Genomic DNA, 10,310 nt, shown 5'->3' on the forward strand with positions numbered 1-10,310 from the left:
ACATGTCAGCACTCACTCATATCGAAACCCCCGCTCTATTGCTGGATCGCGATCGACTCGACGCCAACATCGACCGGATGCGCAATAAACTGGCAGCATTCAATGTGGTATTGCGGCCACACGTGAAGACCAACAAATCTTTGGAAGTCACCGAGCGATTGTTTGCAGGCGGGCGCGGGCCTATTACTGTTTCAACCCTGCGTGAGGCAGATTTCTTTTTCGAGGCCGGGTTTACTGACATTTTGTATGGCGTTGGTATTGCACCGAACAAATTCGCCCATGCAGCTGCGTTGATCAGCAAAGGTGCGCAGCTCAAGCTGGTACTCGACAATCTGGACACCGCTAGATTGTTGGCCGAATTCGCCCAAACATCGGGGCATATTTTTGAAGTCTTGCTGGAAATCGATTGCGACGGCCACCGTTCCGGTCTCGGCCCGCAATCACCGCTGTTGGTGGAAATCGCGCAGTTGTTGAGCGCCAATGGCGTCAGGGTCAGCGGCTTGATGACACACGCCGGCAAGTCCTACGACAGTCAATCGATCGCTGAAATCGAAGCCTGCGCCCGGCAGGAACGCGCGGCGATTATCGATGCCAGCCAAATGCTGACGCGTGCAGGCTTCAATCTATCGATCATCAGTGTCGGCTCGACACCCACGGCACTTTTTACTGAGAATTTATCCGGGGTGACAGAAGTTCGTGCGGGTGTGTTCGCTTTCTTCGATCTGGTCATGGCGGGCTTGGGCGTTTGTCAGGTGCAGGATATTGCCGTCTCGGTTCTGACGACTGTCATTGGTCATCAAATTGAAAAAGGCTGGATCATTACCGATGCGGGATGGATGGCACTTTCTCGTGATCGTGGTACCGCCAAACAAGCGGTCGATCAGGGGTATGGCGTCGTGTGTGACGCCGTCGGCCAGCCCATTGGCGACCTGATCGTCAGCGCCACCAATCAGGAGCACGGGATCATTTCATCACGGGCCGGGAAGCTTGAAGCCTCGAGCTTACTGCCCTTGGGCACGCTGCTGCGGATCCTGCCGAATCACGCCTGCGCCACCTCGGCGCAGCACGCGGGTTATCAGGTTCTCAGCGAGGAGCGCAGTGTCGGTTACTGGCCACGCATCGCGGGTTGGTAATTAATTCACCAGAATTCAAAACTTGATCGGTCAAGGAGAGCACATGAAGTTAATCACAGCAGAGAAACTGCCTGTACAGGGTGGGCATTACTCGCACGGTGCTCTGGCAGGAAAACTTCTATTCATCTCCGGTCAGTTGCCGTTTCCACCGGAGGCTCAGGAATTTCCTGATGGAGTAGAAGCCCAGACTCTTCAGGCAATGGCCAATATAGAAGCTGTGCTTCAGGCCGCTGGTGCGTCGTTGAGTCATTTGGTCAGCGTGCAAATCTACATCGTTGATGTTGCCTATTGGCCGATCGTCAATCTGACTTATTCAACGCTGATGGGCTCGCACCGTCCCGCAAGAGTGATTATCCCGTGTGGTCCGCTCCATCATGGGGCTTTGGTGGAAATTTCAGCAGTTGCTGAACTTACATGACTTTAAAGTAGGGCAGTCGTTAGGAATTCAATTGAAAACAATGATCAGCAGGCTCCAGTCAAACTCGTCCTGTTCGATTTGCTCACCGCTTTGCTGGACTCGTGGACGCTTTGGAGTTCCGTTGCAGGTTCCGCTGAAATGGGGCGCACCTGGCGCATGGCTTACTTGAAGGCGACTTACGGCTGTGGCGCTTACCGGCCTTATGAAACGCTGGTTGAAGAGGCTGCGATTAGTGTAGGACTGGGTAAAGAGGCCGCGCAAAATCTGGAGGCGCGCTGGGCCGAGTTACAACCTTGGCCTGAGGCTAAACGCGTGCTGACCGAGTTAGCGCCCCATTACAAACTGGGTGTGGTTACCAACTGTTCAGAGAAGTTGGGACGCATCGCCGCGGATCGTCTCGGGGTGCCGTTCGACGTAATTGTCGCATAAGTCCGTCGTGGGCCTGGTCATCCCGACCGGTTATTCCTTCAACCTCGATGGCACTTCCATCTACCTCACCATGGCGGCGATTTTCCTTGCCCAAGCCACCGATACGCCCATGGACATTACGCACCAGATCACTTTGTTGCTGGTCTTGCTGATCACATCAAAGGGCGCGGCGGGTGTAACGGGCAGTGGCTTCATCGTCTTGGCGCCCACGCTGTCGTCAGTAGGGCATATGCCGGTTGCGGCGCTGGCCTTGATTTTGGGGATAGACCGTTTCATGTCCGAAGCGCGGGTTGACCAATCTGATCGGCAACGGCGTGGCGACAATCGTGGTCGCCAAGTGGTGTGGTCAGTTGGACGAAAAGGTGCTTCAAAAGAGGCTGGAAGAGGGTCCTGGAGTGGCGGCTATCGCTTCGCCGGCAACGCGAGTTCCCGAAGAACCTGTGCGTACTTGATTTAGCCATGTGAAGAAAGCCTGTCGTTGCGACGGGTTTTTGCATTCTGCCGTAAAGCCGTTACGGGAACATGGCAGGCCGCGTCCTCGTGGCGCGGGTCATCGGAATGCCTGGCCCAACCATTTGTACATTCCGGTGATTCTCAGGATGCATGGATCAGCTTTCAGAGGAAACGACTGGGTCGTGACCGGATTCAGCATCGAGCTTCAATCGGTCAGCCTTACTAATGTATTTGGACTTGCTTGGCGGAGCCAATTTGGCGCTAGCCTTTTTTGCGTGAGCCTTTAATAGTTGCTTTATTTTTTTACGACGATTCATGTGTTTCTACTCGGCTTGTCAATTCTTGAATGATATCAGCTTCAAATATTGGACCAGGTCCCTGTAGCACGTTAAAAAACACGCCAGAGGCTCCCTGGATTTTCTCGAGGTTCACCAACTGTAGGAAGTGAGTCGTCGGCTGCCTGTCACTAAGGGCCGCTATCGGCCCAGAGTGTGTAAAAACGCTCATGACCAAATCGTCTCGGGTCATCGACGTTCGTTGGCTGAGCGATCACACGGTCAATGCTCCGAGTCGCATCGGTCGCGACCTAGAACACGTCAACGCCGTTTTTACAGCCTCTGGGATGGGCCAAAACCAGCCTTTTTTAGGCCGACAGCGCCTTCATTAAACCCGGTATTTCGAACTTCAGTAACGATGGCGCGGGGCTCGGAAGCTGTTGGTTCTTGCCGATCGGCAGCATCGAGTGCCGCCAGGTAACGATTGATACTCGATTTCATTTCTTCCATTCGCCGCTTCAGTTTGGCGCTGGTGAAATTGCGGTCGCGGTTGTTGACTGCTTTGAATTTACTGCCATCGATGGCGACCATATTTTCTCCAAACAGTCCCAACTGCTGGCACAGCACAACGAACTGGCGACAGACGCCTCGGATGGCCTTGCTGTTGTCTTTTCGGAAGTTGGCGATGGTCTTGAGATCCGGCATCAAACGCCCGGTCAACCACATCAGCTCGACGTTGCGTTGAGCTTCTCGCTCCAAACGTCGGCTCGACTGGAGGCGGTTGAGATAGCCGTAGATGTAGATCTTCAGCAGGATCGCGGGGTGGTAAGCCGGCCGGCCAGTATCGGCTGGGATGGCACCGTCAAAACCCAGCTTGACCAGGTCGAGTTCGTCGACACGACGTCGACTACGCGCACCGTATTGGTATCGCTGCCTTCGACACCGCGTTCATGGCCGTTGCGCTGCTTTTTGTGATCGCCGCGCCCATGCGGGTCGGCATCAAGTTCGGACTCTCGCGATACGCGAAAACGCGTTCCGTTGCGTGAGGTGGAATCACGTCGACTGGCGCCCTTTGGTGTACAAAAAAGCCCGGCTGTTTAGGCCGGACTTCTCGTTGGGTGCTGCCGTGAAGCCATTCATGATGCGCCAGGTGGGTGAGGGCAGGGGGATTGCGCTCAGGCTTCGCTGATCTTGCTGACGCTGGTGACCTGACCGTTCCAGATCATCTCGTAATGGGCGGTTTGAATAATCGATGAAACGGGGCGCGGGGTCATCAGCGCCCAGCAATAACCGCCCTGCAAACGCACCGAGTGGTAACGAAGACCGGGACATCCGGCCTCTTTGACGGACCTGCCCAAGCGGCGGGAATGCGTGTAATCGTCAGGCGCATAAACAGGATCATTCATCGGAACGGCTGTGGCGTCTTTCATCGCTGCATCCACGAAAGAGCAGGACAACCCCCGGAAAACAAAACGCTCATAGTTGAGGCTCGGCACATTCGACCAATACAGGCTCTGGTGATGTCGCACCTCGGCCAGCGCCGTTTCCATGGAGTCCGCCAAATACAGCACCCCAAAACGGCCATCGCTGAACCGCGAACCCGCCGGGTTAACGTGGGTAAAAGGCGCGGTTGCGTAAGAACAACCGGGAATGCCGAACGGGATTTCGCCTCGCGGAATCAACTCAAGACGACCCACTTCATTTTTCAGTCTGGGGTTAGTGAGTTCCTGAATCTGATACAGCACCTCAAACTCGTCCGCGTCGGCGACGTCATCGAACAACGCGACAGGTGGAAACTTGGAATTGACCAGTCGGTAGGCCTGTAATTGCTCGCCGGCAAGCTCTGTCAGCTCGCTGACCTTCACCATTGCGCGCCTCGCAGCACGTCGATGCGGCGAAAGGTTTCGTACAGGGAAATCATATCGCCCTGAGACATGATCTCGAGCGGGCTGCGCCCATTGAAAAACTCGTTTTCGTTGGCCATCGACGGGAAGCCATAGACGTTTTCCGGGTTATCGAAAACCAGACGCAGCGCGGCGTGGATGTTGAGCACAAAACTGATGCGTTGCATCTGGTCCGCGTCCAGTGCCACGGCCCAGGCCGGATCGCGCTGGCGGGCGCGGGTGTAAGTGCTGCGGGAAATGCGCAGGATGCGGCAGGCTTGATCGCTTGACGCACCCCACTTTTCGAGGATGCCGACAGCGGCGCGCAGGCCGGTGACGCACTGGCTTTTGGTAAAGGCTTGTTCCTGGAGGGCAACGGCCATGCTCAATACCTCAATCATGAATCCATAGACTCAAAGATAGTCATATTGAGTCTACAGAGCAAGTCAGCTTCGACCAGCGGGCATTACAGGGGATCTTCGAGGTGTCTCAGCAGTCACTCACTGAAGCTTCGTGCATTATTCTCACTGTCACGATGAGTCAGCATGGCCCAGTTCGGGCCGCGAATGGTTTTTGCTCCACCAAGCGGGTTGCTTATGGCCCCGGCAGCGTAGTGATACTGCCGGCTAACATTCCACACTTCCACTGGGCCAGATCTGGAGAATATATCTCCCAAGTCGACGACGGCTGCGCCGCCGAACGCAGGCTGCTACAGATCACGGCAAACCAGTCGCGACTTGCAGGGTATCAAGTGGCATTTGGGTGCTGACGGAAAGACATGGAACCAACATCGTCAATCGCGTCTAAATTACAGAGAGATGTCCCGCCACTCCGAAGGAACGAATCATGTTCAGATCTCGCTTATTGATTGCTGCTGTTACATGCCTCGCGCTGGTCTCCGGCTCAGCGACTGCATTGGCCGATCCTGGTAATGGAAAGGGCCAGGGAAACGGCAAGGGAAATCCGCAAAACAGCCAGGCTCATGGCAACCAGGGAGGTCAGGGAGGCAAAGGCAAAAATGCCGGGGGCGGCGATTGGGATAACGGCCCAAGCATCAATCGTGGAAGCATTCTCGGGATTGTTGGCGGGTATCGGGACTACTGGAGCCCGGGGCCTGCATTGCCACCCGGGATTCAAAAGAACCTCGCGCGAGGCAAGCCTCTCCCACCAGGGATTGCCAAGAAACTGGACGGTCGATTAATCGGCAGGCTGCCGCATTATGATGGATACGAATGGCAGCAAGTTGGCACCGACTTGATATTGGTCGCGCTGGCAACCGGACTCATCTACGAAGTTCTCAATGGTGCTTTTGATTAAGGAAAAAAGGGGACAGATATATTTAATAAATCTGTCCCCTTTGTTCTCAATGTGAACGAATAGCGCTGGCCAAGCGATTCTTCATGGCATATCCCCCGTTGCTTGCAAGCCGCGCCAACAGGCGAAAGCAAGCAGACCAGCCACCACCAGCCCTTTTAAAGCATGGCCCGATGACTGGCATTAACAATGCCTCCAGGCTTCTGTGGCTATTCGGCCGCTTCCAGTTTCGCGACGGGGGCGGAAGAAGGTGTACGGGTTGGGGTCACACGATCGCGCAGCTGCTTCTGAGCATCAGCCTCGGAGTCAGCCTTCTTTGCCCGTGCAACGCACGCCGCGATGGTGAAGCTCACCACCACAGAAACAATAATCCAGATTGCAATGGTGGTAACGGTAGTGGTCAGCATGAGGTGTCGCTCCTTTATTTTCAGCAAGTCCGAAATCAGGGCCGCCTTCGATTAATACGCCTTCTAGAGGCACATGGCTATCATCTCGCGAGAGAAATGCAAAAAGTGGAGATTTTGAGCGCGAAGTTCGCGACGGGGCGCTTTAGCGGGGGTCATTCACGCCGATGAAAGGGTACAAATGACCATTACTGACAGAGCTCGTGAGTGGTGACTTGTGTTCAAATCATCCTGCGCTCGAGTCATCGCTTGCCCCTAGCCAAGCTGGTATGGACACGCTCATACCTGATCCATAACCTCGGTCACCCCCAGGTCCTCACCCAGGAACCCGCCACTCTGATGGTGCCACAGCCGCGCATAGAGGCCGTTCTTGGCGAGCAATTCGGTGTGGGTACCCTGTTCGATGATGCGCCCATCATCCATGACAATCAGTCGATCCATCGCCGCAATCGTGGACAGCCGATGGGCGATGGCGATGACGGTTTTGCCCTTCATCATTTCATCGAGGCTTTCCTGAATGGCCACTTCGACTTCCGAATCCAGTGCGCTGGTAGCCTCGTCAAGTAGCAGGATCGGGGCGTTCTTGAGCATCACTCGGGCAATCGCGACGCGCTGGCGCTGGCCGCCCGAAAGCTTGATGCCGCGCTCGCCCACCAAGGTGTCGTAGCCGGTGTGACCTTGCCGGTCGCTCAGTTGGCTGATGAACTCATCGGCTTGGGCATTGGCCGCGGCACTGCGGATTTGTGCGTCGCTTGCATCGGGTCGGCCGTAGGCGATGTTGTCGCGAATGGAACGGTGCAGCAGGGAAGTATCCTGGGTGACCATGCCGATGGCGCTGCGCAGACTGTCTTGTGTCACGTGCGCAATGTCTTGCCCGTCAATGCGAATCTGCCCGTTGTCGACATCATAGAAGCGCAGCAGCAGGTTGATGAGCGTGGATTTTCCCGCGCCGGAGCGGCCTACCAGGCCGATTTTTTCGCCCGGGCGAATGTTCAGGCTCAAGCCATCGAGCACTTGGCGTTCGCCATTGTAGTTGAAGGTCACATTGTCGAAGGTTACCGCCCCGCCGGAGGTCACCAGTACGCCCGCGTCCGGCGCATCCTGCACCTTGGGGCCGCGGGTAAGGGTTGCCATGCCATCCTGCACGGTGCCGATGCTCTCGAAGAGCGAGGTCATTTGCCACATGATCCAGTGCGACATGCCGTTGATACGCAACGCCATGGCGGTAATCGCCGCCACGGCACCCGTGCCGACTTCGCCCAGGTGCCACAGCCAAAGCGAATAACCGCCTGCTGCCATGATCAACGCCACCACCAACGCTTGGTTGACGATCTCGAATTGGCTGACCAGGCGCATCTGGCGAAAGCCAGTCTGCTTGAAATCCTCCATGGCCGCGCGCGCGAAGTGCGCTTCACGATTGGAATGAGAGAACAGTTTCACTGTCGTAATGTTGGTGTAGGCGTCTGAAATACGTCCGGTCATCGAGGAGCGCGCATGGGCCTGTTCCTGTCCGACTTTCCCCAAGCGGGGCACGAAGTAGAGCATGGCCAGCCCGAACAACACGATCCAGGCAAGGAAAGGTAGCATCAGTTTCAGTGCGAAGCCGCCGGCCAGTGCGATGATCGCGATGAAATACACCCCGATTCCGGGTGCGATCTCGATAAGGGTGAACAGCACGTCGCGCACGGCCAGCGCAGTCTGCATCACCTTGGTGGTGACCCGGCCGGAGAACTCATCGGAAAAAAACGAAAGGCTTTGCCGCAGCATCAAGCGGTGGAAGTCCCAACGCAGCCGCAACGGCAGATTGATCGCCAATATCTGGTGCTGCACCATGGTACGCAACGCCACCAGACCGATGCTGCTCAGCATTACGATGCCCATGCCCCACAACACGCGACTTTCCTGCGCAGCGGCATCGCCACCGGCTTTCCAGGTCGAGAGCAGATCCACGACCTGGCCGAGGAAGGAAAACAGCCAGGCTTCGTAGATCGACACACCGGCACTGAGCAGCGCAAACACGAGAATATAGCCGCGGGCGCCCCGTGTGCACGCCCAAAGGAACCGAGCCAGGCCTTCGGGTGGCGGTGGTACCTCGTCGGGCGGGAAGGGGTCGAGTCTTTGTTCAAATACGCGAAGCATGGTGGTCTCCGAAACGATCAAGTTAAGGGGATTCTGCCATTTAAAGGTTGCTTTGAGGGTTATGGGATTGGCGGGTATGGCGCTATTGGCATGTTGTCCTTGGAGGTTGGGTTGCCGAGTGGGGGAGCTCAGACACTGTTTGAGTCCAAGTCGGCGGGGCTAAAACGACGGCTGGCTTTTGGCGGCGTGCCAGTGGCGTGGTCGAATTGGGTAGCCCGCGCAGTGCCCGATCAGGCGGAAAGTGCGGGAGGAATGGTGGTGGCTTCGGTGCAGTCCGCGATCGCTGCGGGTGCCGCTGCGGGGGGCGCTATGTTCAGTTTCAGTGGCATCGCTGGCGTATTTGTCGCCGCCGGCATCCTGATGATGCTCGTAGCGTTGCTGAACAGACTAGGGTCAAGGTCGAAACACCAGGGCACGGCGCTGAGGCTGCAGAGGGTCTGCCCGGACCCGACCGTGCCCACGAAGATCAATGCAGCGGTGAGCAGGAAGAAGAAACGCTTCATCGTGCCCCCCTGGGAAGATCATTCGGGACGACCTGGGCTCAACGTACCCGACTGAAGACTGTCAGTGCCTGCGCGGTGATTGTCGTGAGCGCGAGCGAGCCGCCCACCCTCAGCCGAGTTGCTCGGCAAGCCCGACGATGATGCCTTCAGGTCCAAGAATATAGGCGAGCCGGTACGATTTCTCGTATTGCATCTGGCCAATGAGTTCTGCGCCATGGGCCTGCATCCGAGCAACGACAGCATCGATGTCATCAACGGCAAACATGATGCGACGAAGACCCAAAGCGTTCATAGGCGCGTCCACGGGCCCAAACCTGACTGCGTTTGGCGTGTGGAATTTGTCCAGTTCAATTCCCTGCCCATCGGGAGTCCGCAGCATGGCGAGGGTGGCTCGGACGTCTCCAAGCCCTATAAGATTCCCGACAGAAGGCCCTTCAACCGTGGTTTGGCCCTCAAGCTTGAGGCCCAACTCGATAAAGAACGCCTTCACCGCTTCGAGATCGTCGACAACTATCAGCACGTTGTCCATTCGCTTGACTGTCATGTCCTTCGGGCCCTCTCACCACGATGTCGCGTATTCGGGGGGATGGGCGTCTGGATCGGGCCGGACGGATGAGTGTTCCGTGGCTTCGCACTAGCGACGATAGTAACGGTGATCGTTCTCGTAACGGTGCCGCATGGCCCGATCCTGGTGGCGCTCCCAATAACGATGGCGTTCGGCTTCTCGGCGGGCTTGCTCTCTACGCCACTTATCTCTACGCCAGTCATTTCGGCGCCAATCGTCTCTACGATCATGCGAACGGCCGTCATGCCAGTATCGGTCGTCATGGGCAAGCAACGGCCCTGACTGCTTGCCGGCCATACTGGCCAAGGTCGGCCAAGGGTTGCCGGCCGCCTGGACCGGAGCCTGAACGGCTGCGACTTCAGTTGCGAAAGCAGGGGTGGAGGTTTTCATCTGTGTTGCTGACGCCGAGCCCACTGCCGCGAACGCGAACAGGCCGAAGAGCACCATCCGTTGGACATGGAATTTCATGAGCGAAGACAACCTCGGATTGATAATTGGGGGTGTGGCCATCTGGCTGTGGTAAGCCTGCGGGGGCGTGCTTACCGAGCGGATGTGCCTATTCACATAGACCGGCAAACAGGGAAAAGTTCTAGGGAGCCGTTGCTTAAATAATCACGGTCTCAATGTTTGACACATTTAGACGTTTGCTTTCGCGATGTCCGCTTCTGGCCCAGAGTGTGTAAAAACGTCAGATTGGGTTTTCTATATCGACGCTAGGAGACCGTGCTTACGTTTCGCAAACTGATCAAGTCCGTGACGTTTCCAGGAACAGTTAAAACCGCTCAGCAACCTCT

11 protein-coding genes and 4 pseudogenes are annotated in these 10,310 nt (G+C 56.5%); 6 read left to right on the plus strand and 9 right to left on the minus strand.

Annotated elements, in window-relative coordinates; all coding sequences use genetic code 11:
* The first annotated feature begins 2 nt into the window (after positions 1-2).
* From FQ185_RS29285 to FQ185_RS29300, 4 genes and pseudogenes are all read left to right on the plus strand, one after another.
* Complete coding sequence (locus FQ185_RS29285) at positions 3-1,133, plus strand: alanine racemase (protein WP_149420482.1); 1,131 nt, start codon at positions 3-5, stop codon at positions 1,131-1,133.
* 43 nt (positions 1,134-1,176) lie between these two features.
* Positions 1,177-1,551: a RidA family protein gene (locus FQ185_RS29290; protein WP_149420483.1), complete on the plus strand. Its 375-nt coding sequence runs from the start codon at positions 1,177-1,179 to the stop codon at positions 1,549-1,551.
* A 138-nt stretch (positions 1,552-1,689) separates the two neighbouring features.
* Positions 1,690-1,980 carry a hypothetical protein gene (locus FQ185_RS29295; protein ID WP_218575900.1) on the plus strand — a complete coding sequence of 97 codons (291 nt, stop codon included), beginning with the start codon at positions 1,690-1,692 and terminating at the stop codon, positions 1,978-1,980.
* Positions 1,976-2,432: pseudogene (locus FQ185_RS29300) on the plus strand (cation:dicarboxylate symporter family transporter); the annotation flags it as partial. The gene FQ185_RS29295 and the pseudogene FQ185_RS29300, both read left to right, overlap by 5 nt.
* Before the next feature lie 156 nt (positions 2,433-2,588).
* On the opposite strand, the gene FQ185_RS29305 reads toward FQ185_RS29300, so the two are convergent.
* The 4 genes and pseudogenes from FQ185_RS29305 to FQ185_RS29320 form a co-directional block, all read right to left on the minus strand.
* Complete coding sequence (locus FQ185_RS29305) at positions 2,589-2,750, minus strand: DUF2986 domain-containing protein (RefSeq protein WP_149420484.1); 162 nt, start codon at positions 2,748-2,750, stop codon at positions 2,589-2,591.
* A 378-nt stretch (positions 2,751-3,128) separates the two neighbouring features.
* Positions 3,129-3,640: pseudogene (locus FQ185_RS29310) on the minus strand (transposase); the annotation flags it as partial.
* 243 nt (positions 3,641-3,883) lie between these two features.
* Positions 3,884-4,576: an RES family NAD+ phosphorylase gene (locus FQ185_RS29315; RefSeq protein ID WP_149420485.1), complete on the minus strand. Its 693-nt coding sequence runs from the start codon at positions 4,574-4,576 to the stop codon at positions 3,884-3,886.
* Positions 4,570-4,974 carry an antitoxin Xre-like helix-turn-helix domain-containing protein gene (locus FQ185_RS29320; RefSeq protein ID WP_149420486.1) on the minus strand — a complete coding sequence of 135 codons (405 nt, stop codon included), beginning with the start codon at positions 4,972-4,974 and terminating at the stop codon, positions 4,570-4,572. Before FQ185_RS29320 ends, FQ185_RS29315 begins: the two co-directional genes overlap by 7 nt.
* Before the next feature lie 463 nt (positions 4,975-5,437).
* On the opposite strand from FQ185_RS29320, the gene FQ185_RS29330 reads away from it, so the two are divergent.
* The gene (locus tag FQ185_RS29330) at positions 5,438-5,908 is read left to right on the plus strand and encodes an anti-virulence regulator CigR family protein (protein WP_149420487.1); all 471 of its coding nucleotides are present in this window, start codon (positions 5,438-5,440) and stop codon (positions 5,906-5,908) included.
* An 87-nt stretch (positions 5,909-5,995) separates the two neighbouring features.
* On the opposite strand, the pseudogene FQ185_RS30795 reads toward FQ185_RS29330, so the two are convergent.
* The 3 genes and pseudogenes from FQ185_RS30795 to FQ185_RS29345 form a co-directional block, all read right to left on the minus strand.
* Positions 5,996-6,119, minus strand: a pseudogene (locus FQ185_RS30795) (DUF1206 domain-containing protein); the annotation flags it as partial.
* Positions 6,115-6,312, minus strand: a complete 198-nt coding sequence (locus FQ185_RS29340) for a hypothetical protein (protein WP_149420488.1) — start codon at positions 6,310-6,312, stop codon at positions 6,115-6,117. The gene FQ185_RS29340 and the pseudogene FQ185_RS30795, both read right to left, overlap by 5 nt.
* 276 nt (positions 6,313-6,588) lie before the next feature.
* Positions 6,589-8,448 carry an ABC transporter ATP-binding protein gene (locus FQ185_RS29345; protein ID WP_149420489.1) on the minus strand — a complete coding sequence of 620 codons (1,860 nt, stop codon included), beginning with the start codon at positions 8,446-8,448 and terminating at the stop codon, positions 6,589-6,591.
* A gap of 171 nt (positions 8,449-8,619) precedes the next feature.
* On the opposite strand from FQ185_RS29345, the pseudogene FQ185_RS31260 reads away from it, so the two are divergent.
* Positions 8,620-9,006 (plus strand): annotated as a pseudogene (locus FQ185_RS31260) (hypothetical protein); the annotation flags it as partial.
* 54 nt (positions 9,007-9,060) lie between these two features.
* Here the strand turns inward: FQ185_RS31260 and FQ185_RS29355 are convergent.
* Together FQ185_RS29355 and FQ185_RS30805 are read right to left on the minus strand one after the other, a co-directional pair.
* Positions 9,061-9,495 (minus strand): VOC family protein, encoded by a 435-nt coding sequence (locus FQ185_RS29355; protein WP_149420490.1) that lies wholly within the window; start codon positions 9,493-9,495, stop codon positions 9,061-9,063.
* A gap of 90 nt (positions 9,496-9,585) precedes the next feature.
* A complete protein-coding gene (locus tag FQ185_RS30805; protein WP_149420491.1) occupies positions 9,586-9,984 on the minus strand; it encodes a hypothetical protein in 399 nt (132 codons plus the stop codon).
* Positions 9,985-10,310 lie beyond the last annotated feature (326 nt).

The sequence above is a fragment of the Pseudomonas sp. ANT_H12B genome (genome assembly GCF_008369325.1).
GTDB lineage: Bacteria > Pseudomonadota > Gammaproteobacteria > Pseudomonadales > Pseudomonadaceae > Aquipseudomonas.